The 25439-nt window shown below is 49.5% G+C and carries 19 protein-coding genes; 10 read left to right on the top strand and 9 right to left on the bottom strand.

Translation table 11 applies throughout. From position 1 onward, the window contains the following. Window positions 1–12: 12 nt before the first annotated feature. Window positions 13–1401 (bottom strand): PhoH family protein, encoded by a 1389-nt coding sequence (locus DU002_RS04090; protein WP_114337089.1) that lies wholly within the window; start codon window positions 1399–1401, stop codon window positions 13–15. A gap of 179 nt (window positions 1402–1580) precedes the next feature. Between DU002_RS04090 and rapA the strand changes: the two genes are divergently transcribed. The 4 genes from rapA to DU002_RS04070 all read left to right on the top strand — a co-directional run bounded on the left by rapA (window position 1581) and on the right by DU002_RS04070 (window position 8972). Next, window positions 1581–4484 (top strand): RNA polymerase-associated protein RapA, encoded by a 2904-nt coding sequence (rapA, locus tag DU002_RS04085; protein WP_114337088.1) that lies wholly within the window; start codon window positions 1581–1583, stop codon window positions 4482–4484. A gap of 94 nt (window positions 4485–4578) precedes the next feature. Continuing rightward, window positions 4579–5352 carry a type 2 periplasmic-binding domain-containing protein gene (locus DU002_RS04080; protein ID WP_114337087.1) on the top strand — a complete coding sequence of 258 codons (774 nt, stop codon included), beginning with the start codon at window positions 4579–4581 and terminating at the stop codon, window positions 5350–5352. Between the two features lie 13 nt (window positions 5353–5365). Beyond that, entirely contained in the window at window positions 5366–8233 is a 2868-nt protein-coding gene (locus DU002_RS04075) for a response regulator (protein ID WP_114337086.1), read from the top strand. Next, on the top strand, window positions 8226–8972 hold the full coding sequence (locus DU002_RS04070; protein ID WP_114337085.1) for an SDR family oxidoreductase: 747 nt from the start codon (window positions 8226–8228) through the stop codon (window positions 8970–8972). The genes DU002_RS04075 and DU002_RS04070 overlap by 8 nt, the downstream gene beginning before the upstream one ends. Here the strand turns inward: DU002_RS04070 and DU002_RS04065 are convergent. The 4 genes from DU002_RS04065 to DU002_RS04050 are packed head-to-tail and all read right to left on the bottom strand — an operon-like array spanning window position 8901 to window position 13408. Continuing rightward, window positions 8901–9398, bottom strand: a complete 498-nt coding sequence (locus DU002_RS04065; RefSeq protein ID WP_114337084.1) for a 2-amino-4-hydroxy-6-hydroxymethyldihydropteridine diphosphokinase — start codon at window positions 9396–9398, stop codon at window positions 8901–8903. The genes DU002_RS04070 and DU002_RS04065 overlap by 72 nt on opposite strands. Before the next feature lie 3 nt (window positions 9399–9401). Continuing rightward, the gene (locus DU002_RS04060) at window positions 9402–12134 is read right to left on the bottom strand and encodes an MlaD family protein (RefSeq protein WP_114337083.1); all 2733 of its coding nucleotides are present in this window, start codon (window positions 12132–12134) and stop codon (window positions 9402–9404) included. Then, window positions 12127–12789, bottom strand: a complete 663-nt coding sequence (locus DU002_RS04055) for a paraquat-inducible protein A (RefSeq protein ID WP_114337082.1) — start codon at window positions 12787–12789, stop codon at window positions 12127–12129. Before DU002_RS04055 ends, DU002_RS04060 begins: the two co-directional genes overlap by 8 nt. Continuing rightward, entirely contained in the window at window positions 12773–13408 is a 636-nt protein-coding gene (locus DU002_RS04050) for a paraquat-inducible protein A (RefSeq protein WP_114337081.1), read from the bottom strand. Before DU002_RS04050 ends, DU002_RS04055 begins: the two co-directional genes overlap by 17 nt. A gap of 198 nt (window positions 13409–13606) precedes the next feature. On the opposite strand from DU002_RS04050, the gene DU002_RS04045 reads away from it, so the two are divergent. Both DU002_RS04045 and DU002_RS04040 read left to right on the top strand, forming a co-directional pair. Further along, on the top strand, window positions 13607–14203 hold the full coding sequence (locus DU002_RS04045) for a superinfection exclusion B family protein (RefSeq protein ID WP_114337080.1): 597 nt from the start codon (window positions 13607–13609) through the stop codon (window positions 14201–14203). A gap of 61 nt (window positions 14204–14264) precedes the next feature. After that, a complete protein-coding gene (locus tag DU002_RS04040) occupies window positions 14265–15068 on the top strand; it encodes a hypothetical protein (protein ID WP_114337079.1) in 804 nt (267 codons plus the stop codon). A gap of 18 nt (window positions 15069–15086) precedes the next feature. Here the strand turns inward: DU002_RS04040 and DU002_RS04035 are convergent, their stop codons facing one another. Genes DU002_RS04035 through DU002_RS04025 form a run of 3 tightly spaced genes read right to left on the bottom strand, consistent with a single transcriptional unit; the run spans window position 15087 to window position 19151 of the window. After that, the gene (locus tag DU002_RS04035) at window positions 15087–17549 is read right to left on the bottom strand and encodes a putative bifunctional diguanylate cyclase/phosphodiesterase (RefSeq protein ID WP_114337078.1); all 2463 of its coding nucleotides are present in this window, start codon (window positions 17547–17549) and stop codon (window positions 15087–15089) included. 20 nt (window positions 17550–17569) lie between these two features. Next, window positions 17570–18757 (bottom strand): porin family protein, encoded by a 1188-nt coding sequence (locus DU002_RS04030; protein WP_114337077.1) that lies wholly within the window; start codon window positions 18755–18757, stop codon window positions 17570–17572. Next, a complete protein-coding gene (locus DU002_RS04025; RefSeq protein WP_114337076.1) occupies window positions 18726–19151 on the bottom strand; it encodes a substrate-binding domain-containing protein in 426 nt (141 codons plus the stop codon). The genes DU002_RS04030 and DU002_RS04025 overlap by 32 nt, the downstream gene beginning before the upstream one ends. A 176-nt stretch (window positions 19152–19327) precedes the next feature. Here DU002_RS04025 and DU002_RS04020 point away from each other — a divergent pair, with 176 nt between their 5' ends. The 3 genes from DU002_RS04020 to glgA all read left to right on the top strand — a co-directional run bounded on the left by DU002_RS04020 (window position 19328) and on the right by glgA (window position 23117). After that, window positions 19328–20359, top strand: coding sequence for a methyltransferase (locus DU002_RS04020; RefSeq protein WP_114337075.1), 1032 nt, complete (start codon window positions 19328–19330; stop codon window positions 20357–20359). Between the two features lie 63 nt (window positions 20360–20422). Continuing rightward, window positions 20423–21649 carry a glucose-1-phosphate adenylyltransferase gene (glgC, locus tag DU002_RS04015; protein ID WP_114337074.1) on the top strand — a complete coding sequence of 409 codons (1227 nt, stop codon included), beginning with the start codon at window positions 20423–20425 and terminating at the stop codon, window positions 21647–21649. Then, the gene (gene glgA / locus DU002_RS04010; protein ID WP_114337073.1) at window positions 21639–23117 is read left to right on the top strand and encodes a glycogen synthase GlgA; all 1479 of its coding nucleotides are present in this window, start codon (window positions 21639–21641) and stop codon (window positions 23115–23117) included. Before glgC ends, glgA begins: the two co-directional genes overlap by 11 nt. Window positions 23118–23121: 4 nt before the next feature. Here glgA and DU002_RS04005 read toward each other — a convergent pair whose 3' ends face one another. After that, complete coding sequence (locus DU002_RS04005) at window positions 23122–23520, bottom strand: DUF3293 domain-containing protein (RefSeq protein ID WP_114337072.1); 399 nt, start codon at window positions 23518–23520, stop codon at window positions 23122–23124. A gap of 146 nt (window positions 23521–23666) precedes the next feature. On the opposite strand from DU002_RS04005, the gene DU002_RS04000 reads away from it, so the two are divergent. Next, a complete protein-coding gene (locus DU002_RS04000; RefSeq protein ID WP_114337071.1) occupies window positions 23667–25334 on the top strand; it encodes a HAMP domain-containing sensor histidine kinase in 1668 nt (555 codons plus the stop codon). Window positions 25335–25439 lie beyond the last annotated feature (105 nt).

Genomic DNA, 25439 nt, shown 5'->3' with positions numbered 1-25439 from the left:
GTGAAAAGTAACCTATAAATGCTCTTCCGCGAAAGAGGCTAAGCGGCTTCTCACCACGCCATTTAAATACACATTGGCGCTACCTTCAAAATCTTTAAATCGCTCCACAATGTAAGTTAAACCGGATGTAACTGCAGTCAGATAGTTACTATCAATTTGCGACAAATTGCCGGAACAAACCAATTTAGTGCCCTCACCACAACGGGTGATAATGGTCTTGATCTGCGATGCAGTTAAGTTCTGGCACTCATCAAGAATAACGAATGAGTTTTGAATGCTGCGGCCACGCATAAAGTTTATCGACTTAAACTGAATATTGGCCTTCTCCATGATGTAATGCATGCTGCCTTCAAAGTTTTCATCGCTCTTGTGCAGCACTTCCAAGGTGTCGGTGATTGCTGCCAACCATGGCGCCATTTTTTCCTCTTCTGTACCGGGCAGAAAGCCGATAGATTCGGCAATCTCCGGAGTGTTCCGGGTTACGATGACCTTGTCATACACCCCGGTTTCTACCACCTGTTCCAGCGCACAAGCCAGCGCTAGCAGTGTTTTGCCGCAACCGGCCGGCCCGGTCAGGATCACCAGATCAATCGCCGGATCCAATAACGCATTCAAGGCCATGCCTTGATAGATATTTTTTGGCGAGACCCCCCAGGCGGTTCGGCTCATCAAACGCTCGCGCCCCAAATCGTGAAACTGCAAGCGTTCACCATCCGAACCGATGACACGACCACAAAATTGATCACTTTCATCCAGTAAATACTGGTTTGGATAGGTGTTAGCAATTTCCGGTGCGGTCACTTCCTGCACCGTATCTCGGCCATCGGAGCGGGTTTCGCAGTCACTGACCTGCTCCCAAAAATTGCCGCCTAACTCTTGGAAACCTTTGGCTAACATGCTGACATCACTGATCAGCTGGTCAGTCCGGTAATCCTCTACATGGGTTAAACCGGCGCCTTTGGCCTTAAGGCGCATATTGATATCTTTGGTAACCAGCACCACTTTTTGTGGTTTGCGCTCCTCCTGCAGATAAAGCGCGGTATTAATAATCAGGTTGTCATTGGCACTGGTAGGCAAATGTTCCTGCACTTTCGGCAAAGCGTGATCAGCATAAATCGACAGGTGCCCACTGGCACTGCCTGCTTCAACGTTTGCGGTAGGTAGCGGTACGCCTTCAGTGATCTCTTCGGGTGAAGCATCACGCAATGCATCATCGATAGCGCGGATCGCAATCCGCGCATCCCGGCTGACATCTTTTTTGCGATCTTTAATATTGTCGAGTTCTTCCAAAACCGTCATGGGAACCATGACGTCATGCTCCTGGAAGTTGTAGATAGCTAGCGGCTCATGAAGCAGCACATTGGTGTCGAGGATATATAGAATCTTTTCTTCCTGTCCCATAGGCGGCTCTCCTTGGTGGCTTTAGCAAGCAGCAATTCAGCGGTTGATTGCCGTCATTTCCTAGCCTACTAAGCTCCGAGAAAAAATAAAACCGACTGATCGCACAATTCTTGGGCTGCGTGACGACTACACTTCGATTAACATAGCGCCCCTTTTGCCCCCCGCTTGGAAAAGACGACATGCCATTTGCACTTGGTCAACGCTGGATCAGTGATAGTGAAAGCGAACTTGGATTAGGGACACTGGTAGCAATAGATGCTCGCCAGATAACATTAATGTTCACCGCCAGCGGTGAACAGCGCCACTACGCCAAGCAAGATGCGCCGGTTACCCGCGTACGCTTTAATCCAGGCGACACCATAGAAAGTGGTGAAGGCTGGCAACTAACGGTTGCCAGCATCGAAGAGACTTCCGGCCTGATAACCTATCTAGGCAGTCGCGTTGACACGGGCGAAAGCACAGAATTAAGAGAAACCCTGCTGAGCCACGAGCTGCGCTTCAACAAACCACAAGACAAACTGTTTGCAGGCCAAATTGATAAGAGCGATCGTTTCGCCACCCGTTATCAATGTTGGCAAACGCAACTAAAGTGGCAACGCTCGCCATTACGCGGCTTGGTCGGCGCTCGTATCGGTTTGGTACCGCACCAACTGCATATTGCCCATGAGGCAGGAAAACGCCATGCACCAAGGCTGCTACTAGCAGATGAAGTGGGACTGGGTAAAACCATTGAAGCTGGTCTAATCATCCATCAGCAGCTGCTCACCGGCCGTGCTCAGCGGATTATCGCTGTTGTACCTGAGGCCCTGCTCTACCAGTGGCTAGTCGAGATGCTGCGGCGATTCAACCTACGCTTCTCTATCTTCGACGCTGAGCGTTGCGAACAAGCCTATGACGAAGCCATTAACCCATTCGAAACCGAACAATTGATTCTCTGTACGCCCAAACTACTGCGCAAAAAACAGTGGTTAGAGCAAGCGGTTGAGGCTGGCTGGGATACCTTAGTGGTTGATGAAGCCCACCACCTGGCATGGGCGGAAGATAACCCCAGTCGCGACTATCAAGTGGTCGAAACCCTGGCCCAAGTGACCCCTAGCGTTTTGCTGTTGACTGCCACCCCCGACCAACTGGGACACGAGAGTCATTTCGCCCGTTTACGGTTACTCGATCCCGACCGCTTCTACAGCTATGACGCCTTTGTGTCACAAGAGAAAGGCTATCGCGAGGTCGCTGACGCGGCAGATGCCCTACTTAACGAAGATGGCATGAGCAAAGCGCAGCAGGCACAACTGGCAGAGCTACTTACCGAGCAAGATATTGAGCCACAACTAAAATGCCTAAACGCTGACGTTAGTGCAGGTGAACAGGCCAGTGCCCGCAATGAACTGCTATCGGCACTGTTAGATCGCCACGGCACCAGTCGCGTGATGTTCCGCAACAGCCGCTCGGCCATCAGCGGATTTCCCGGACGTCAGTTATGTCGTCACACCTTAACGATGCCGGAACAGTACCAAACCGCGATCAAGGTGATCAGCGCACTCAGTAAAAAAGCAGCCAGTGAGGTGCCCGATAGCCTCTATCCAGAGCGGGTATTCCAGCAGTTTGAGGGGGACGATGCCAGCTGGTGGCAGTTTGATCCCCGCGTTAGCTGGCTACTGGAACAGCTCAAAGGCGAACTGAAGCAGGAAAAAGTACTGATTATCTGCAGTCGCAAGCAAACAGCTGAGCAGTTGGAAACCGCCCTGCGACAAAAAGAGGGGATACGGACCGGCGTCTTCCACGAAGATATGAGTATTCTCGAACGCGATCGCGCAGCCGCCTATTTCGCCGATATGGAGGAAGGTGCACAGGTGCTGGTCTGTTCCGAAATTGGTAGCGAAGGTCGTAACTTCCAGTTTGCTGCACACCTTGTGCTATTTGATCTGCCTGCACATCCCGATCTGTTAGAGCAGCGTATTGGTCGCTTGGATCGAATTGGCCAAACCCGCACCATCAATGTTCATGCCCCCTATTTTGCTGACAGCAGTCAGGCTCGCCTGCTTGATTGGTATGATCAAGGCTTGCAGGCCTTCGAACAGATCAACCCTTGTGGCGACGCCCTGTATCGTGAGTTTGAAGAGCGTCTCTGGCCTGCGGCCTCACAAAGTGATGAAGCGGCGTGGACAACGTTACTGAAAGAGACAACGCAACGCTGCCAAATCCTTAAGGGACAACTGGAACAGGGACGGGATCGTTTGTTGGAACTGCACTCATCCGGCCACGGTTTAGCAGAACAGCTGGCTGATGCGGTTAAAGTCGAAGATATGAAAACCGACTTGCCCAGCTTCATGTTTTCCCTGTTTGATACCTTGGGGATCCACCAGGAAGATGGCAGCCAAAATGTGATGATCCTGCGTCCCAGCGAACATATGCTGCTGCCCCATGTTCCGGGTTTGCCCGACGACGGCGTGCAGATCACCTTCGATCGCCAAACCGCACTATCGCGGGAGGATGTGCAACTGATGACCTGGGATCACCCTATGGTCAGCGGTATTCTGGAACAGATCCTGACTGGCGACACCGGCAGCGTCACCGTCTCGCTCCTCGCCAACAAGGCGCTACCCGCTGGGACCGTGTTAGTTGAGCTGATCTATGTGGCTGAAGCAATTGCGCCCAAGCATTTTCAGATGGGACGCTTTCTACCACCGACACCAATCCGCTTACTGTTAGATAAAAACGGTAAGGATCTGGCGGCCAATGTGCCGTTCGACGGCTTACAGAAGCAGCTTAGCCGCGTCAATCGTCATACCGGTTCGAAGCTGGCGATGACCGCACAAAGCGTGGTGCATCCACTGCTCGCGGGAGCAGAAACGACAGCACAACAGGAGATGGTTCAGATAACTAACGCAGCGAGACAACAGATCAACGATGTATTAGATTTGGAACAGGATCGTCTCCTGGCACTCAAAGCGGTTAATCCGGCCATTCGTGACGATGAGATCGCCTTTGTGCAGGAACAAAAGCAATCTTTGCTTAATGCGGTAGACAAAGCACAGGTAAAACTAGATGCCATCCGCTTGATTGTAGTCAGTCACAACGGATAGCAGTCAGCCTGAGCCTATTGTATGCTGTCAGCCACGTTCGCCGTCGGCTGACAGCTCAATTTTGAGGGTTAACTTGCTCAGACGCCTTTTTGCCATGACTTCTAGCTCCGACCTTGCGCCCAGGTTGGCCTGGTTGTTATTACCCGCACTACTGGCGCTCTCTCAGATCGCCAGCGCTTCGCATCTTATGCTCGCGGTTGGCGAAGACCGCCCTCCTTACATCATGGCTGGCGGCAAGCGCGGACTTGAGCTAGCAGTGCTCAAGGAAGCCTTTGCTTACAAAGGCCATACCTTTGAATCATTTCAGGTCTCCAGTCGACGCCTTAATCAGGTGCTAATTGGTGACGGTACTGACGCTGCAGCAGGCGTACAGGAAAGTCCTAATGGCGCTTACTACTCATTACCCTTTATCGCTTATCGCTATGTCGCGCTATCCAAACAGAAACAGCAACTAACCATCAACAAAATGGACGAGCTGCTCGCCATCAGCGTGGTCACCAGTCAAAATACCTATCAACAGTTAGGGGTTGATTTCGCCTCACTTTACGCACCTGCAAGGCGCCAGAACGACCCGATACCGGCCCGCTATTTAGAGCTGCCCAATCCGATCCAAGCCGTAAAAATGTTTTGGCAAGACAGGGCCGATGTGATCATCATTGAACTTAACGTGTTTAAAGCGCTTACGAGTGAGTTAGATAACAATTTCAATACGAGCGATGCTTTGGTTGTACACCCGATTTTTCCTGCCGCCGCTCAATTCCAAGTGAGCTTCAAGGATGAACAGCTACGTAACGATTTTAATGCTGGACTAGCCATACTTCATAGCTCTGGTCGCTATCGAGAGTTAGTCTCACGTTATCTTAAATAAGGTTTAATCCCCTATGGTAGATCGTTCGCATCCCAAGCAGTCGATGGCAACCCAAGTCATCAAGATGATTTTTGGCGCTTATCTAGCAGTAGCCGCCATAACCATCTCTATCCAATTGACGGTTTCCCATGCCAGCACCACCGACCGCCTCGAAGAGCTAGTCAGCGGTATTCTCGAGAGCTTCGGTCCAGGTATTGCTAAGTCCCTCTGGACCTACGATGAAGCCTTGATGAACGCCCAGCTCGTCGGGCTCTATAATCTGCCCTATGTTGAAGGGGTAGAAGTGATCGATTTTGACGGCCACCGTATCGCCGAGGTCGGTGAAACCTCCTACTCCACGTCACAACAACTAGCAACATTGACGCCGCGGACGCTACCTCTCTATTTTAATCAGCAGCGACAAGACACGCCGCTGGGTCACCTGGTGATTTATGCTGATGATGAGTGGGTATCGGAGTTAATCCTCGAACGTGCCAGCTATGTGATCACTAACTCGATCATCAGCCTGCTGCTGATCCTCACCGTAGCACTATTAGTCATCAAGACACGCCTACATAAGCCACTGAAAGCTTTTACCGAACATGTCGCCCGCTTAAGCCAGCGCCAAGATCATCAAGATCTGCCCAACCAACTGCAACAATTGCAAGGCAACCTTGAGCTTAGCCAACTTGCACAAGCGTTTAATCGCCTGATTCATCGTATCGATATCCAAGTAAGCCAACTGGAAGAAGCGAGAGACACGGCACGCGCCGAAGTCACAGCCAGACAAAGCGCCGAAGATGCCCTACGCGACCTTAACGAGGATCTGGAAGCCAGAGTAACCCAGCGCACTGTTGAGTTAGAACAAACCAACCAGCTGCTTCACAGCGCCAAAGATGAAGCAGAACAAGCGAGTTTAGCCAAAGGGGAGTTCCTGGCTAACATGAGCCATGAGATCCGAACACCGATGAACGCAATTATTGGATTAACGGATCTGGCACTACGCACCGAGTTGGATGAAAAGCAGTTCGACTACCTTAAAAAAGTGAAGGTTTCCGCCTCGACGTTACTCGGCATCCTGAACGATATTCTCGATTTCTCTAAAATCGAGGCGGGTAAACTGGACATGGAGACCATCCCCTTTGAAGTGATCGACATATTGGACAACCTTTCCAACATGGTCTCCCTGATCGCAGAACAGAAAGGGCTCGAATTGATATTTCGTTGCCACCCCAATGTGCCACAGGCACTTGTTGGCGATCCATTACGACTAGGGCAAATACTAATCAACCTGTGTAATAACGCAGTGAAGTTCACTTCAGAGGGCGAGATCGAGGTTGTCATTCAATGTGACAACTGCGACCAAGAGGTCGCGCAACTTCATTTCTCTGTACGCGATACCGGTATCGGCCTCACCCAACAACAACAGAGTAAGCTGTTCGATACCTTTTCCCAAGCAGACAACTCTACCACCCGAAAGTTTGGCGGAACGGGGCTAGGATTAGCGATCAGTCGACGCTTGGTTGAAATGATGGGTGGAGAAATCTGGGTAGAAAGTGAATTTGGCCAAGGTAGTTGCTTCCACTTTACCGCCACTTTCCCGTTACCCATGCAGGGGCAACATCAACTCGAGCCACCAAAAGTACTGAACGCGCTGAATGTATTGGTGGTCGATGACAACGATGCTGCTCGGATCACACTGACTGAGATGTTAGCAAGCTTAAAGATGAGAGCGTATGCCTTGGATAGTGCCGAGGCCGCCCTGTCTCACTTACAACTTAGTGACCAGCAGTACGATCTGATCTTGATGGATTATAAAATGCCCGGCATGGATGGCATTCAAGCCTGTGCCGAGATCCAGCAGATGGCAACTCATAAGCTAACGCCGACGGTGGTTTTAGTGACCGCCTATGGCCGAGAAGGTTTACAGGAAAAAGCGATACAGGCAGGCGCAGCGGCTACCTTGGTTAAGCCACTCAACACATCCTCCCTATTTGACACATTGATGGAGCTGAAAGGGGCTAAAAAAGTCGCCCCAAACGCCATCGCGAACAGCAATGGTAACCAGATCGAGCAGCCGGATCTGCGCGGTTACAACCTACTATTGGCGGAAGACAACCCGATTAATCAGCAAGTGGCGCGGGAACTTCTGGCTTGCTGTGGCGCCGATGTTGCGGTTGCCAATAACGGTACAGAAGCCGTCTGTATGGTACAAAACCATCACTTCGATGCCGTGCTAATGGATATTCAGATGCCAGAGATGGATGGTTACGAGGCAACTCGCGCCATTCGCAGTGATAGCCAACACCGCAAACTCCCCATCTTGGCGATGACAGCGAATGCGATGAAAGGTGATCGAGAAAAATGTTTAGCCGCAGGCATGGATGACCACATCGCCAAGCCGATCTGCCAGCGCCAGCTATTCACCACCCTCAGCCGCTGGCTTCCAGCAAAGTCGAACATAACCAGTACCAGCGACGATCAATCGACAACACAAGCGCCGCCATCATCGACCACGGCCAATGAGCCTGCCTTCGATGAAGCTCTGCTCAACAGCCAAGATGGTTTGGCCACACTGTTAGGCAATAAAACGGTGTACCTGCAAGCGTTACAGATGTTTCTCGATCATTACAGCTCACTTGCAGAACAGGTTAACGAACTCTTGCGCTGTGGTGATAACGATGGCGCAAGGAAGCAGATGCATGCAATTAAAGGTGTCGCCGGCAATCTTGGATTAACTGCGCTTTATGAGCTGTGTAGAGACTTTGAACAAGACCTAAAGCAAATCGGCGAGGAGCAAAAAATAGCGTTGCAACGGGAGCGACTCGAACAGTTAATGCCCGATCAGCTCAGTGCCATCTCGCAATATTTAGCGTCGGAGTCGGTACAAACTGATGATTAACCCATCAATCAACAGCAAGCAAAGTAACCCTCCGGTCGCGTTAGTCACCGGTTGCGGCAGAAGATTAGGGCTGTTTATCGCGAAGCAGCTATTACAGCAGGGCTATCGGGTATTAGGGCACTACCGCAGTCGTTCAGCGGAACTTGAACAACTAGAGCGCGACGGCGCGGAGCTTTTTCAAGCAGACTTTACACAACCGGCTCAAATCAACGCTTTGTCAGAGTGGGTCAACGAACGTTGCTCAATGCTCAGTTTACTATTACACAACGCATCTGCGTTTGCTGAAACTGCCAGCACCGCAAAAGAGATGGCCACACAGTTTACCGAGTTCTATCACGTGCATATGCTTGCGCCAGCGCTGCTCACAGAGCAGCTCAAAGCACTGTTAGTTAAAGCGGATAACCCGTCTATCGTCGCCATCACTGATATCTATATTCATCATCCCAACCCTGCGCTTGCTACCTACTGCGCAACCAAAGCCGGGCTAGATAACCTCTGCCAATCTTATGCCCGCAGTTTGGCTCCCCAAATCAGGGTCAATACCATAGAGCCTGGGCCTATCATGTTTCTCGATAGCCATGATGATGAGTATAAACAGCGTATATTAGCCAAAACACCACTGGCGCAAGAGGGCGGATTTGAGCCTATCTGGCAAGCACTAGCAATGTTAATCGCTAATCGATATATGACGGGTAGTCGGATCCAGGTCGACGGCGGTCGCTCGGTTGCCGAGCTTTAAACCGGCAACGTTCAACTCGGCAAACTCCACCCCTACTGGCAGCGCTTGGTCTGCAAATAGGCTCTGCACAATGGGTTGCAAGTAGCTTTCTGATGGTGCCTCAAACTGAGGCGTTGCAGACACCGCGATAATATCTAAGTCTAAGGTGCGGTCTTTCACACTTCGCTCTGAATCAGAGCGGTCACGACCGTGACTCTTTTCCAATGCATTAAACTGGGCTTTGACCGCTCCCTCGGGCTGTGCGGTATTAAACCAAAACAACGCATTCAGGAAGCGGCGCTGGCTTGCGATCCCTACAGGGTCGGTATAGATAAACGGGCTAAGGGTGACACGCCCAAAGCGTGTCACCAACTCAGTGATTACCTGCTCGACATGTAACTCTGGATCAATGTTGCTACCGATGCTACATAGGTAATAACTCGACACCGATTATCTGTCCAAAGCAATCGTTGGCGCCCACTTCAGCCAAGCTTCATCGGCTTCGGCACGCAACATAAAGCTATCGCCATCCGCGGCTTGCTTACCAGGCTGCTCAGGTGTCGCAAACGCGATACCCCCAGCCAGAATGCTTTCCAACGATTCAGTCTGGATCTTAACGCCACTAAAAATACCGGCATCGACATTAATACCTGATGCGCTCCAAAACACTGAGTTATCACGCACCAAAGCTTGGTAACGGGGACGAATATTTACAAACACCCGCACATGATCAGCGGTATCTGCCAACTCGTATCCCATGACTTCACCAACTTCCACTTGACGATAGAGCACAGGATCACCGCGTTTCATCGAGTTCAGGCGCGGCGTTTTGATCACAACATTCAGACCTTCAGCAGTCAGTGTTCGCTGCGGCGCCCTTTGCAACCCTTCAAAGCTCAATCGTTGCTCACCGTCACCCGGTATCGTCTGCACATAGACACCGCTAATCAGCGTATCTAAATTGGAGGTTTCAACCAGCCCTAGGTGCGGTTGCACGATCCAAAACTGGCTGCCATGACGGGCAATCTGCTCGGCGTATTTTTCTACCAACACCACAGCGTTAATACCTGATAGGGAATCATCCAGTGTGACCTTTTTAACCCGACCAATCACCATCCCCTCAAGCTTGAGCTCTGATCCGGCTTTAAGACCGACACCGTCGGCAAACTTAATACTGATCTCTAGTCCTTTTTCATGAGCAGCTTTGTAGCTATCAGCCAGCAGGTAGGTGGCTCCATTTTTCGCCAATGCCGACTGCAGGTGCTCTTTCGGTGTATCAAAACTAACCCCCCCCAGAACCAGCGCAGCCAATGAAGGCGTACGAAGCGTAATGCCGTTTAAATCGCCAGAGACATCAATACCGCCACTACGCCAAAAATGACTGCCCTCACGAACCAGATGTGCAAAGCGCGGCTCAATCCGCAGATGTACACGTACACCGTCGTTAGCGTCATTTAATTCCAGCCCGATCACCTCACCCACGGTCAAGTTCAAGTAATCAACGGGCGCACCAATTTGCAATCCACCAGGCTCTGGCGTTTCCACCACCAGATATCGACCCGGCGCCGAGGTGTCTATCTGACTATCAATACGATCTGCGTGAGCGTCACCATAGCTTTCAAATAAACTAAATTCGTGACCATTACGCACCGCCTTAGGGGCTTCTTTCGTTGGCGGCGTATCAAAAGCAAGACCACCAGAAAGCATCGAAACAAGAGAATAGGTGCGGATCTTAATGCCACTCAGCTTGCCTTCAATATCCACCCCGCCGGCATGCCAAAAGCGGGTCTTGTCATTCACCAGATGTTGATAATTTTCGTGTATATAGATAGTTACATTGACCTGTTGACCATCGTCCTGTAGGTCGACACTCTGCACTGTTCCCACTTCGATACGCTTATAAAAGATAGGATTGCCACGTTCTAAAGAAGCGGCTGAGGGTGAGTTCAGAATTAGGTGCAGCCCCGGCACATCCCAACTGATCGGTGGCGCATCGTCCAAGCCAACAAATTCACGGGTCGCTTCACCAGTTAAGGCTGGAGCGACAGAAATATATGGCCCCGAGAGTAACGCATCCATCCCTTCCACAGCGCCGGCGGTTAACGTCGGGCGAACCACCCAAAACCGTGTGTCGGACATCAAGGCGCGCTCGGCCATGGGGTCTAGGTTCAAGACTGCTGTGGCACCACGTAGATCCTCGTTAAACTGAAGATCCTCCACGATACCAATATTATGCCCTTTGAACTTAACCTTGGTTTTATCTTCGATAATACCGCTGGCATCTTCAAAATGAACCTTAACGGAGATCCCCGTTTCAGCTTCAGAGAAATTTTTGAAAAGGCTGAAAGTATCGCCATCTTCAGCGGCACTGGCGTCGCCAGTGCCGGAAGCATCACCAAACGCGATACCACCAGCAACGATGGTTGCTAGAGAACCGACATCCACAGAAAAGCCGTCTAGCCCTCCCTGAATATCGACGCCGGAGATATTCCAGAAGCGGGTTTTCTTCGTCACCAGCTTTTCGTATTCCGGTTCAACATGGACTTTGACACTAACCTTAGAACCGTCTTCTTCCAACTTGTAATCGGTAACTGAACCGACTTGCAACTGGCGATATAACAGCGGTGAACCTATAGCAAGAGAATCGAGTGTTTCCGAATAGAGAGTGATATGCAGGCCCGGCGTGTTATCGTCCATAGGCGGCGCTTTCGGCAAGGCTACGAAATCTTTTGCTGGCTTACCATTACTATCACCCAAATCGACGGCAATGTAGTTGCCAGACAACAGGGTATCGAGACCAGACACGCCGGCCAAAGTGACCTCAGGCTTAACCAACCAAAACTGGGTGCCCTCGCGAAGGGCGCGCTCGGCATCGCGCTCAAACAGAACCACAGCGGTCACACCATCAAGCATCTTGTTCATAATCAGGTCATCGACCACGCCGATAGTAAAGCCTTTGTAGCGGACTTCGGTTTTACCTTTGACAATCCCTTCACCCGTATCAAAAGCAATATTAACTGGCAGCTTAGCTTCGGTAATACTTTTGTAGACCAACCAACCGCCAATGGCCAACGCCAATAGTGGCAACAGCCAGACCATAGGGATACCTTTCCGCTTCTCAACTAACGCTTCGGCGATATCGTCGGAATTGCTTTGGTCGTTATTACTTTCAACGTCACTCATTGCGATTCTCTTCCTGATCCCAAATCAATCGGCTGTCAAAACTTTCAGCCGCAAAAATTGTAATCACCACCGCCAAACAAAATGCGGTAGCGCCATGGCCAGCTTCAATCGTCGCCAGCGCCCCTAAATTAACTAATGCAACTAGAATGGCGATAACAAACACGTCTAACATCGACCATTTGCCAATAAATTCAACCATCCGATACAACACGGTTCGCTGCCGAGGGCTGCTATTCCAGCCAAACTGCACCGACAAGCAAAGTATCCAGATCCCCAACAACTTCATCACGGGCACCGCCACCGAAGCGATAAACACCACTAACGCGATCGGGTACATCTCATAATGGATCAAAGCGATAACACCGGACATGATGGTGTCTGACTGCCCCTTGCCGAAACTGATAATGGTCATAATAGGCAGAATGTTGGCAGGTATCAGACACAGCGCTGCGGTGATAGACAAAGCCCAGGTACGCGCTAAAGAATTAGGTTTGCGAGGATGCATCTTGGCACCGCAGCGACCACAACGCTGAATTGCGTGAGCTTGTTTGATGTCCCAGCGATTCAACTTATGACAGTCGTGACACAACACCAATCCACGATGAATAGCCCTTCCACTGGCCGCTGGCGTTTCTGGATCAGTGTTTGGTTTCATCAACGATCTCCCATACTTCATGTGGATCAAAACTCGCGGCAGCGTAGGTTGAACAAAACAGCAAGCCACCGAAGCAGTAAAGCCCACCGTTGACCACTAAATCAGCCAGATCGACCAGTTTCACAATCGAAACCAAAATGCCGAACATATACACTTCCAACATGCCCCAACTGCGGATCTTCTGATAAACCTTGACTGCGCTGACCACAAATCCCATACCTCGTCTTAGCTTCGCCAGCACGGTAATGCTTAACAACAAACTCAACTCCAGCAGCGGCACAATAAAAGCGGTGAGCACCACCATAAAGGCAACCCAGAAATACTCCGCTTGCCACATCAATTGGGCGCCTTGCAATACGGTTGTACTCTGCCCCATGTCGCCAATATTGATCGCCATAATGGGCAGCAGATTGGCAGGAATAAATAACAAAAGCGCAGCGAGGGAAGCGGCAAGGGTTTTGCCTAAGGCATCATAGCGAGTGTCAACTATCACATAACCACAACAGGGACATTTAAGACGATAGCCAACCCGTTCATGGGGAAGATTGACTAATAGGTCACATTCGTGACACGCAGTGAGATGGCCATGTTCGGGCAAGGATTTTGTACTATGCGACACCGACGGCCCGCCTCAATTGCTGCCTGCCATACGCAAGCTATTAATCTTAAACAGACTATAGATAATAATCTTTATCTAGCTCAAGCACTATCTGTCAATTCGGGAGCATGATCTTACTTAGCAGTTAATTAACTAATTTTTTGGGCACGAAGCTTGCTTATCCAGAAGAGTGTCATCACTTTGACGGAATTGAATATCATGTCGCAACTAAGCTGGAATCAAATACTACAACCAAGAAAGCTATTGGTTTGGATCTGGGCACTATGCGCCTTAATGTTGTTTAGCCCAGCACGTATCATCGAGCGTTTTGGGTTGACCGAAATTATCCAAGAGATCTCTCCTATGTTGGGGATCGCATTCTTTCTGGTGTCAGCGATTTTCATCTGCGAGACCGCCTCGGAAAGTTTTTCTTGGGTGCTCAACCGCCGACGTCGCCAAGAGATGAAGCAAGCGATCGACGAAAAAGTGACAATGTTAGATCACCAAGAGCGAGCTATCCTGCGAGAGTTTTTTATTCAACGTCGCAGCACCATTACGCTACCAGACCATGAGCCGGCGGTAAGAGCTCTACTCGAAGCACATGTACTGCTGCGGAATCCAGCACCGGATGAGAAAGAAACCGATGCCTATAAAGGTTTCGCACTTCATCAATGGGCACGTCCGAAGCTGACCAGCCGCGTATTGCAGCTACCTGTCGGCGATATGACCGAAGAGCAAATTCGTTACCTGAAACAAACTCGTCCAGCATTTGTGATTAAAGATATGCGCATGCGACGTCGGAGAATTGCGGCCTGATTGAGTGGCCCAGACAATAGCCAAGTGCAGATGACAGCGCTATATTTGGCAGACTAGGTTCATGATGAGAAACAAACCATTGTCGCCAACGGCTAAATCGACTCCTCAGGGTCTGACACTAAAGCAGATCACGCAACAAAAATACAAAGCGACCTGGGGAGATGTACCTCCCCTTTTCCAAAAGATTGCCTCGGCAGCGGCAGATCTAGACGGCATGTTCAAACAGGGCTTTGATCATGCCCTTAAGCATATTTTAAATCGTCGACATTGGAATTCAGAGCTACTCACAGATCCTGCCACCAGACAACTACACAAGCCCCGCTTGGCGGTCTATCAACTGTTTACTGATTGGGGCTTTGAAGTTCACTGCTTTCCCTACCTTGGCGACAACGAAATAGACGAATATCAGCGCCTAAATCCCAAGATGGAATTTAGCTTGTGGGATCCAGCCAACATGCGTCGCTTGATCCATGTTCGCCATCTTAAAGAGTTTATTGAGTATGCCCACAGAACAGGCGACCGCAACGATAAAGCCTTGCTTGCATTTACCAACGCGGCGGTAAACAGGGTAATGCGCCACTTATCAGAACAGGTAAGGATCACCAAGGTTGGAGGGCTATCAATCCCCAAATACCTCAAGCTAGTGGTCGAGCAGAAAGGGGATTATCTTTTGGATGATTTGCCGCCCCACGTCAGTAAACGACTAGGAAGTGACACCTTGTACCTATTGCGGCAAGCGGAAAAAAGAAAAGTACGTGAGCAGCAACAAGCTCAAATAGAGCAAGCACATGGATCAGAAGCGCCAGTTAGCACAGAAACAACAGAAGAAACAGAGAACCCCACTAACGACAATGACATCTCCTAAAACCATAACGACACGCAATCAGCCAAGCCAACGGCCGTCGATCAGATGCTTATCAATTGCGATCATCAGCTGCAACTCATCGATTGGCCGACATATAAAGTAGCCCTGCCCATAGCCGCAGCCTCTTTCCGCCAAAAAGTCGATATGACTATGTTTCTCAATCCCCTCAGCCACGACATCCATATGCATATTTTTCGCCATCGCCAAAATAGTTTGTACTAATTGCCGATCCGTTTCATCGTTGTCCAGATCCATCACAAAAGAGCGGTCAATCTTCAGAATGTTTACAGGTAAGCGACGCAAATACTCTAGTGAAGAGTAGCCCGTACCGAAGTCATCAATCGCCAGGGAAACGCCACGCTTTCTCAGCTCCTGCATCTGGGTCAGCACTTTATCGATATCCCCAATCAAGGTATTTTCAGTCAGTTCCAGTTCAATCTGCGCTTCTTTCAAACCATATCTGGCCAGGTTATCTGAAATAAAGGCCCCCAATTTTTCATCATCAAACTGATGCGAGGTTAAATTGATAGCGATCTTAATATCGGGAAGTCCCTGCAGTTTTAGCTGTTGCAGGATCGCCATACTGTGCTCGATGGTCCAATAACCCACAGCGACAATATGCTCACTGTTCTCCAGTTGCGGAATAAACTCATCGGGAAATACCAGACCTTTTTCTGGATGACGCCAACGGATCAAGGCTTCAAAACCCACCAACTTTCGACCGGTCAAGGCAATTTGTGGCTGCAAAAACAGGCAAAACTCTTTTTCTTGTACAGCACGTCGCAGCTCCGACTCCATCGCCAAACGCTTATAAGCATCTGCAGCCATGACCGGATCAAAAAAGCGATATTGGTTCTTACCATTCGACTTGGCTTGATAAAGCGCGGTATCAGCCTGGCGCATTAACTCCTCAGCCGTTAGCTGCCCGGAATCAGCCAATGCAATGCCTAAGCTGCCGTTAATCACCAGCGTCTCGTTACGTAAATTAACCGGCTCTCTTATTACCTCTCGGATCTGTTGTAACTGGCGAGTCAGCTGCTCATCGTCTTGCAGTTTAAGCAGCAGTGTGAATTCGTCATCACCAAAACGACCCAAAAACACTGTCTCACGAGCGAGGTGCTCAAAGCGCTGCAGGCGTTGAGCGATATCCTTCAACAGTTCATCCCCGGCATCATGACCCAAAGTGTCATTGATCCGTTTGAACTCATCGAGATCAATAAGCACCACAGCTAACTGTTGATAATCAGTGCCGATATTGAGTACGTCGTCTCGCAGAGTTTGCAACAGTAAGTGTCGATTAGGTAACCCAGTGAGCTCATCGTACATCGCCATCCGTTCAAGCTGATGAGTTCGTTTTTCTACTTTGTGCCCAAGGCTTTCAAGTTGTTCGTTAAGGGTTTCAGCGGCACTTTCTAATACTGTAAATTCATCACGATAAAGCCTAAGCCGGCGAGTCAGTAACGCCCGCACCTGTTCAAACTTTTGCTCGGCAACCATCGGCATCATCTTTGCCAGCACGTTGGTTCTGGCCACGACATGTGAAATAGGGATCAAGCCCAGCAGCAAACCACCCAACATCACCATGGCAGAAAGCAGTACGCTGTTATCGCGAAAACGTTCAATCTCCGCTTTCTGCTCAGAAATATCGTCAATCAGGATAAGATAGCCATCATTTAGATGCGCCACTTTGTCACTGATTTTGACCGCAGACAGCCGAATATTATCTTCTGCGACGGCAGTAATACCGCCCTCAAACAACCTATCTAATGGTACCTTTGCCGCAGTCTCTTCCAGTATGGGCAGAAAGCGATCCTTCGAAGAAAGTGAAGATATACCGACATTCCAACCATTCAAATAGGGGAGCTGATCCTGCGCAGTTGCTTGTCGCTGAGTGACAATGGCAACGTCAATCCGGTGTGAGTGACGCAGGGCGATCACCAGATCCATCAGCGACAAAGACACCACCAGCGCACCAATGCCTTGCTTGCCTAAATTCACTGGTACGCCGATGTAATAGACGCAGCGCTGAGCACAACCGATGCGAGAGACATAGTCAACTTTCACCATAATCTCTTCTAGCCAGATCCAAGGAGGGGGCTGCGAGACATCGCCCCAGCTTCCCCATTGCTCACGGTTAGCGCCAAACAACCAAGCGGACTCTAGACGCCAAATCAACTGATTGGCTGCCCAATAGTCATCAACGGCCTGCAGTAGCAGCTGTTTGCCCTGATCTGTACTCAACATATCCAGATCAGGTTCTCCAAGCACAATGTCGCTAAATTCGATCAGCCGATCACCCATCATCTCGGACAATGTCAGAAAAGTCTTTTGCTGCGCGATATTTGAATTGACCAACTGAGTTTCCAGCTGATCTTCCATCCGAGAAATAGATAACAGGTGCAGGCTAACCACCAACACCGTAAGTAGAAAAACGAGACCGACAGAGAACTGCCAGCGAATACTGATGAATCGACGTTGCATACTCTTCCTAGTCGACACAGTTAAAAGCTATAGGAAACCTGTATAGCAAACAGATTCCAATATTTCTGATCATGGGTAACCACATCAGGGTAGAGATGAGGCGGTAGCCAGGCAGAGCCATCTACATAGTGGTACTCACCGCGCACCAACCAATCTTCAGCTACCTCATAGGTTAGCCCGACAGTCCAATCCTTGCTGTACATAAAATAACTCGGCGCACCAGTGGCTTGCTCAAAATCGCTGCCATCACGATCATCTTTGTTTAAGTATTTCGCATCGTAACGCCCCAACAAGGTCAACTCAGGGGTGAGGAAGTAGCGCAGCTGCAGATAGTAGCCATCACTGTGAGAACGGTCGCGAAACCCAGGATAGTAGAGACCATAAAGCTTGAATTGATCGTCAATATACTCAAAGGTCGCTTCCCAAGTCGCTGCACTATAACGTAGCGACGCGATTGACTCCCAAACGTAGGTTTGTCCGGAAAATGCTTGCGAACCATCGTCTGCATGAAAATCAAGATTGGAGCGGAGGACACTCAGCCCAGCCGTCCAAGCTCCGTCAGCGGTAGTGAAATAGCCGGAGCCCTGCACCACCCAGTCCTCCTGATATTTACCGCTTGACTCAGAACCAAGTACCCACTTTTCCATATCATCGTGAATATCAGTCGCACCACCACTGAACTGCCATTCGAAACTTCCCGCTTCGAGTTGATGAAAACCAAGCAGGGACAAGCCATCGGTATTTAAAGTTTGATCGCGGTACATATCCCAGTAGATAGACTGAGGTAAAAATATGCTCGGTTGTGCCGCAGGCACGTCACGACTGTCCCGATAGAGGCCATGTTGGTTTTTATACCGGCCTAATTGCAGATGAACCTCATCGTCCTCTCCGCGATAAGCTAATCGGTCCAACAGAAAATAGTCTAAACGCACCCCTTCCGGATAGCGGTTGCCGCCATTGAGATAAACCACCTGACCGGCCACACGCCAATTGTTATCAATTTGCCAGGACGCATTGACGCCAATCTCGGTTTGGCGTTCTGACCAACCGTTGTCATCTTCGACAAAACCGTTGTCGTCGGTATACACCGCCCCTTGCGAGAAAAAGCCATGGGTCTGCACTCTGTCTAACCAATCATTTTCCGCCGATGCGAACGATGAGTACAACGCAGTCAGGCTAATCAATAAGGATAATTTTGACACTGTCATCCACGTCCTCCTTCTTGATATAGCCAATAGCACCAGGGGTCGTTGCGACTGCGTCGCGCAGCTCTTCTGACGTCGCCATCTGCTTGGGCGCCTGACCAAAGCCTGAATAAACAAGTCGATTCCAAGATCGCTCCAATTGATAGCTAAAGAGCTCCAGATAACTGCGACAGAATGTTTCATGGAGACGATTTTGTTTTGGCAGCACGTAGACTGCGATCATCTGCCCTTCGGACCAGGCAGTCAGTCGCATGGAAAAAATGGATTTAAGTTCTTTAACGGTCAGTGCGTCGGTTTGCACGGATGGATGAGCCACGACAGCAATATCTGCCGCCCACGCTGTGGTGGGAACACAGAGCGATAGCAACAAGATAAATGGAAGCATCAATCCTTTCATCACCGTCCTTGGCTATGGCAGCCACAATCAAGACAAAGGGGAGCAAACTTGTTGGGAGAATATCTCTATATTAGTTATCAACAGCTTAATCGCCAATTATTGGCTTAATGTAGATCACAATTTGCAGATCTAGCAGACATTAGCGACAATCCCTAGCGCTTAAGCAGGAGCCCAACATGTCGTCGTTGTCACCAATCAGTGAGATAGTAATGCGTAATCTGGCGCAGCTAACTAAAGCGCCCTTATTATTCATCAACCCCCCTGCGGACAATTTATCGTTTGAACTCAAACAAGCTGATATTGCTGCCCATTTTTTCACCACTGATTTGATCACCGCGAAGCGGCTCGAAACCAATGGCGCGGACGTTAGCTTCGGCGATACGCCAGCCAATGACTGCCATCCATGGTCACAGGCCATCCTATGCTGGCCAAAAGCCAAAGCGCATGCTGAATTACTGCTTACCCAAACACTCCCTTTGCTAGCTGATGGCGCAGAGCTTTGGCTCGTTGGTGAAAACAGAGGTGGCATTAATAGTGCCGCAAAAGTGTTAAAAAGCCTCGGCTATAGGTGCCACAAGAGCGACAGTGCAAGACGCTGCTCTCTATTTTTCAGCAACATCACCTCTGCCGCGAAAAGCAGCTCTTATCAATTCCAATATTTTTCCGTGCCTTTTCAACAACAATCGTTCGAGTGCGCCAGCTTGCCTGGGGTGTTTAATCATGGAAAATTAGACGCTGGCACCTTGCTATTGCTGCAGACGCTAGAGCAATCCCCACCATATCAAGGACGCGCTGTCGATATAGGCTGTGGTGCAGGCGTTATCACAACGGCGCTGCATTACCACTCGCCGAAACTTGAGCTAACCAGCTGTGACGTCAACGCAATGGCCTTGGCAGCAACAAAGCAAACGGCCATTCACAATGGCTATCAAACGACCGTCGTTGCCTCGGATCTACTGACCAATACCGAAGATCAATTTGATCTGGTCATTTCCAATCCCCCTTTCCACCAAGGGCTAGCTACCGATTACGATATCAGCGCCAACCTGTTTAAGCAGGCATATGCTCGGTTAAACGCCTCAGGCGAATTGCGTATCGTCGCCAATGGGTTTTTGCCCTACGCCGAGCAGATAGGTCGCATTTTTGGGAACTGCAGGGTGTTATCTGAAAATCGACAGTTTAAAGTGTACTCAGCGACCAAATCTTAGGCAGTCAGATCTGGCAGGATCCCCGCCTATTTGTGGCAAATAGAACAATACGGAGTGTTTTTCATGGCTGGTATTTTGTCCGTTATATTAGCCGGTGGGGCAGGGACTCGTCTCTATCCACTGACGGAAACCCGGACTAAACCCGCGGTTCCATTTGGCGGCGGGTATCGCCTCATCGATTTTGCTCTCAACAATTTCGTCAATTCTGATCTATTAAAGATCTATGTACTGACGCAATTTAAATCTCAGTCTCTCAACGTTCATCTGCGCCAAGCTTGGTACCTGTCCAGCCTGACCGATCACTTTATTGACCCTATTCCGGCGCAGATGCGCATGGGTAAACGGTGGTATGAAGGGACTGCGGACGCAATATACCAAAATATGCGTTTAATCGAGATCCACGATCCCGACCAGGTCTGTATTTTCGGCAGCGATCACATCTATAAGATGGATATACGGCAGATGATCGACTTTCATAAACGGCGCAGTGCTCAGCTCACCGTGGCAGCCATTAAAGTGCCCGTCGCTGAAGCTCATCTATACGGCGTCGTTCAGGTAGATGAACAGGGGCGGATGACAGGCTTCGTCGAGAAGCCACAAAATAATCCACCAACCATACCCGGCGATCCAGAGCATGTGCTGGCGTCTATGGGGAACTATGTGTTCGATACCCAGACCCTGTTTGCAGCATTAAAAGCCGATGCAAAAGAGCCTGGTTCTACCCACGATTTTGGCCTGGATATTTTAACCAAGCTTTACCAAACCCACCCTGTTTACGTCTACGACTTCGCATCCAACGTTATTCCCAATGAACCCAATAGCACAGCCTACTGGCGCGATGTCGGTACCATAGATAGCTTCTGGCAATCCAATATGGATCTGCTGGCAGACGATCCTCCGTTAGATCTGTTTAACCCCAAATGGCCGCTGCGCTCATATCACCCACCCGTGCCGCCGGCCAAATATCTCGACAGCACCGATGGCCAACGCAGCGAAGTCAGTAAATCGATGGTGGCATCCGGCTGCGTCATACGTGGTGCCAAAGTAAGGCGTTGCGTACTTGGGTTTAATGTCGATGTACAACCAGGAACAGAACTTACCGATGTGGTATTTCTGGGGGACAGCGCCATCGGCCAGAATTGCCGTATCAGCCGAGCGCTTATCGATAAAGATGTCGAGATTGCCGATGGCGTGATAATAGGCGAAGACCTTGACGCCGATAAGGAACGCTATAAAGTGTCGCCGAGCGGTATTGTAGTAATTCCTAAAGGCAGTCGTATTGGTTTCTGACAGAAAGCTCAAGATCCTTTTTCTCGCTACTGAAGTTGAGGATCTAGCAAAAACAGGTGGCTTAGCTGATGTGGCAAAGGCATTGCCGCAAGCGTTGACTCGCCTGGGTCATGACGTGCGTATTGTCTGCCCCTTTTATCCCCAGGTACAAGAGCGTCTTAAAGAAGATAACCACCTGCACAGTGAGCTGTCTCTCCAATTAGGCAATTTGCAGTACCTCTACAATATCCACCAATTGCACTTAGGTGATGTGCCTGTTTATAGCGTCGACTATCCGCCCTATTTCTCCCGCCAGGGGCTTTATGACAACGGTTATCACGCGTATCAGGATAATGGCGAACGTTTTGCTTTCTTTTCGATGGCTGCATTACAAATTACCCAAAGTCTGGACTTTGCCCCAGATATTATTCACTGCAATGATTGGCATACGGCGATGGCGCCGTTTTTCTTACGTAATGAGTTAGCAGATAATCAATTTTTCTATCGCACGCGTACCCTGCTTACGCTGCATAACGCCGCCTACCAGGGGGTTTTCGACCTTGACAGCATCCCGTTCCATCAACGCTTTATCTCTGCTTTAAGTAGTGATCATATGGAGCAAGGGAATAAAATAAACTTCCTAAAATGCGGCTTGCTTACGGCGGATAAGATTAATGCCGTCAGTCCCTCTTATGCAGCAGAGTTACTCACGCCGTTAGGTTCCCACCATATATTGTCGCTGTTCCAACATCGCCACCGCGACTTCAGTGGCATCTTAAACGGCTGTAATTACGACGACTGGAACCCGGCCACAGACCCACTGCTTCCCAAAGCCTATGATCAACATAATTTAGCCGGGAAGGCTGAGTGTAAGGCACATTTACAACAGTACGTTGGCTTACCTGAGCAAGCAGATACCCCACTGTTCGGCATGGTCAGTCGGCTTACCGGACAAAAAGGGTTTCATCTCCTGCTACCTGCTCTGCAGCGTTTTTTAGAGCAAAATGTCCAAGTTGTGATCATCGGCTCAGGCGAACAAGAGCTGGCAGATAATTTGCGAGCCCTGGAAGCCCAATACCCTGACAAATTGATATTTCGAGAAGGTTACACAAGCAAGATCGCACATTGGGTGCAGGCGGGCGCAGACTACTTCCTCATGCCATCCCTGTTTGAGCCTTGCGGCTTAACCCAAATGTATAGTCTGGCCTACGGCACGCCGCCCATTGTTCGCGGAGTCGGCGGCTTAAAAGACACGGTAAAACCGGTCAAGCCCAATGGCAGCATTGATGACGCCACCGGGTTTGTCTTCAGCCACCCCGAACCTGATGCGTTACTCGATCTGCTGATGCAGGCTCTGACCCTGTTTAATGACGCACCTGAAGCGTTCAAGCAACTGCAACAAAACGGCATGGCGTATCGTTTTTGCTGGGAAGAAACCGCCAAAAATTACGTTTCGCTCTACCATGAGATGCTCTTACCCGCCGCTTAACCTACTACGCCGACACGATCACCCGCTGGCTAAACGTACCGATATGCTCTTCACTCTGATCTTTCAATAAACATGGCGTTAGATAGAGCTGATTGGCATCTACCCAATAGATAGCATTTTGCTGATATGCCCGAGCAAGAGTGAGCATTATCGATTTGTCCGCCAGTACAGCCCAGCTTTTTTCCCGATGAGAGAGATCTGGCGCGCTACCCCATAACTCACGGTAGGGCACATTGAGTCGCACGATATCTTGCTGCAGTCGATAGTCGAGCAAACGATTATAGGTATCGCTGACTTTGTCGCCTTGTGGGTTATGGGCAGTGATCACAGCAAAGCTCAGTTCTGGAGCCAACGGCTGCGCCATCAAAAAACAGGTCTGTTTATACAGATCCCAATCACTCATCACTCTGTTCTCCTTATGTATCTCTATCGCGCTAACCATGCGCTTACCATTATAGTGATTAATGTGACGTTTCAGAGGCAAATGCTTTGCTTCAACAAAGACTTATTCGCTAGACTGAGATTAATCCCGTCTTTTATAGGAAAGCTATGGGCACAGGCGCTCCCAGCCGTTCTATCCGCGGCTCGTTGATCATGGTCGTTATGCTGATCACGACGAGCTCGTTAGCGATCGCGTTGGGTATCAACCAATACTTCGATTACCAAACCCAGCGACAAGACCTTCTTGAACAACTCCAGACCCTTGCCAAGTTAACGGCTGACCACGCCCAAGACACTATCGTTGATAATAAGCCGGCATTAGAAACACGGCAGCTTAGAGCGCTTTCAGTTTATAAGTTTCTGCAATCTGCACAAACCTATCAGTTAGACCGGTACACGCAGCAACTCAATTTTTTCGCTGGCTACACCCGCAGCGGCGTGCTTCCGAATACGTTTACTGACAGTCAGCTACGCGCATTAAAACAGCCTAGGATCACCGCAGACACCATAGAAATAACATCAGAGATATCGTTTGAAGGTGAACTACTTGGCTTCAGCTATCTGCGTATTTCCCTCGATACTCTCAATCAACGGCTGTGGAACAACCTTTATCAGGCACTCGCCATTATTCTCGTGGCTTCAATATTCGCCTTACTCATTACGCTACAACTACAGCGGCGTTTTAGTCAGCCTATCGACACGTTGATCAGCCTCGTGCAACAGGTCGACTTAAACAAAGATTATGCGCTCAGGGCACCGACCCTTGAGTTGCAAGAGCTGGACTTTCTTGGCAATGCCTTTAATCGCATGTTGTCTCGGGTATCCCGGCGTTTGGAGAAACAACAGCAAGCGGAACAAGAGATACGCCAGTTAAACCAAAGCCTGGAAGATAAAGTCACCGAGCGCACCTTCGCGCTGAAACAAGCGAACAGCGAACTGCTACAAACCTTAGAAAAGCTGCACCTGTATCAGGGACAGATGCTGGAAAAAGAGAAGTTGCACAAATTAGGGCAGATGGTCGCAGGCATTGCTCATGAATTAGATACACCGCTTGGTCTTGGCATCACAACATCAACTTCGATGCAGCAGGCGCTTAGCGAACTAAAGCACTCACTGGAGCACGGAGAGTTATCGCAACGACGACTGAACCAGTTTCTATCACTGTCGGACGAAGCCTTTAATATTCTCACCAGAAACTTGCAGCGAGCCTGCCAATTAATCGAAAGCTTTAAACATGTCGCAGTGGACCAATGCTCAGAGCAGGATCGAACCTTTGAAGTTCATCACTTTATTGACGAAGTTTTGTTAACGCTCAAACCCAAATTAAAAAAAAGCAGGCATATTATTGAGGTGATATGCGACCAAGAGCTGACCATCACCAGTAAACCGGGTGCCATTAGTCAAATTTTAATCAATTTGGTTTTAAATTCACTCAAGCATGGGTTTAAAGATATCAGCCAAGGCACCATAGTTATTCAAGTAACCATGGATAAAGATTATTTAACGGTAATCTACGAAGATAACGGCCGCGGCATGAGCCAAGAAGTCAAAGCACAAGTCTTTTCGCCCTATTTCACCACAGCGAAAGAGAGCGGCGGCAGCGGTCTGGGCATGTACATAGTACAAAGTTTGGTGCAACAAGTACTCGGTGGAAAGTTAGAGCTAGAGACTGAGCCGGAGCAAGGTATTCGACTCAAGATGATGATACCTTTGGCCGATACAGAAACAAACCAGCCCGCTGTGGCGGATACAAATCAAACACATTTGTTAAGTTAATGTAACCAAGCTAAGATTGAATGACTATTGTTTGACCATGTTTACGTTTGCTAACAGTTGGTTATGGAACAATTAAAGAATTAGGCACTCTAACGTTGGGCATTA

Origin of the sequence: Corallincola holothuriorum, from assembly GCF_003336225.1 — a bacterium.
Taxonomy (GTDB): domain Bacteria; phylum Pseudomonadota; class Gammaproteobacteria; order Enterobacterales; family Neiellaceae; genus Corallincola; species Corallincola holothuriorum.
Note: the sequence above shows the minus strand (reverse complement) of the source record. Positions and strands in the feature narration are given on the sequence as shown.

Bases quoted from the DNA above. Each gene is read 5' to 3' on its own strand.
- DU002_RS04060 (WP_114337083.1), bottom strand. From the start codon at position 12,134: ATGAGTGACGTTGAAAGTAATAACGACCAAAGCAATTCCGACGATATC.
- DU002_RS04045 (WP_114337080.1), top strand. From the start codon at position 13,607: ATGTCGCAACTAAGCTGGAATCAAATACTACAACCAAGAAAGCTATTG.
- DU002_RS04020 (WP_114337075.1), top strand. From the start codon at position 19,328: ATGTCGTCGTTGTCACCAATCAGTGAGATAGTAATGCGTAATCTGGCG.
- rapA (WP_114337088.1), top strand. From the start codon at position 1,581: ATGCCATTTGCACTTGGTCAACGCTGGATCAGTGATAGTGAAAGCGAA.
- DU002_RS04070 (WP_114337085.1), top strand. From the start codon at position 8,226: ATGATTAACCCATCAATCAACAGCAAGCAAAGTAACCCTCCGGTCGCG.
- DU002_RS04025 (WP_114337076.1), bottom strand. From the start codon at position 19,151: ATGAAAGGATTGATGCTTCCATTTATCTTGTTGCTATCGCTCTGTGTT.
- DU002_RS04040 (WP_114337079.1), top strand. From the start codon at position 14,265: ATGATGAGAAACAAACCATTGTCGCCAACGGCTAAATCGACTCCTCAG.
- DU002_RS04080 (WP_114337087.1), top strand. From the start codon at position 4,579: ATGACTTCTAGCTCCGACCTTGCGCCCAGGTTGGCCTGGTTGTTATTA.
- DU002_RS04090 (WP_114337089.1), bottom strand. From the start codon at position 1,401: ATGGGACAGGAAGAAAAGATTCTATATATCCTCGACACCAATGTGCTG.
- DU002_RS04005 (WP_114337072.1), bottom strand. From the start codon at position 23,520: ATGAGTGATTGGGATCTGTATAAACAGACCTGTTTTTTGATGGCGCAG.
- DU002_RS04035 (WP_114337078.1), bottom strand. From the start codon at position 17,549: ATGCAACGTCGATTCATCAGTATTCGCTGGCAGTTCTCTGTCGGTCTC.
- DU002_RS04075 (WP_114337086.1), top strand. From the start codon at position 5,366: ATGGTAGATCGTTCGCATCCCAAGCAGTCGATGGCAACCCAAGTCATC.
- glgC (WP_114337074.1), top strand. From the start codon at position 20,423: ATGGCTGGTATTTTGTCCGTTATATTAGCCGGTGGGGCAGGGACTCGT.
- DU002_RS04030 (WP_114337077.1), bottom strand. From the start codon at position 18,757: ATGACAGTGTCAAAATTATCCTTATTGATTAGCCTGACTGCGTTGTAC.
- DU002_RS04000 (WP_114337071.1), top strand. From the start codon at position 23,667: ATGGGCACAGGCGCTCCCAGCCGTTCTATCCGCGGCTCGTTGATCATG.
- DU002_RS04055 (WP_114337082.1), bottom strand. From the start codon at position 12,789: ATGAAACCAAACACTGATCCAGAAACGCCAGCGGCCAGTGGAAGGGCT.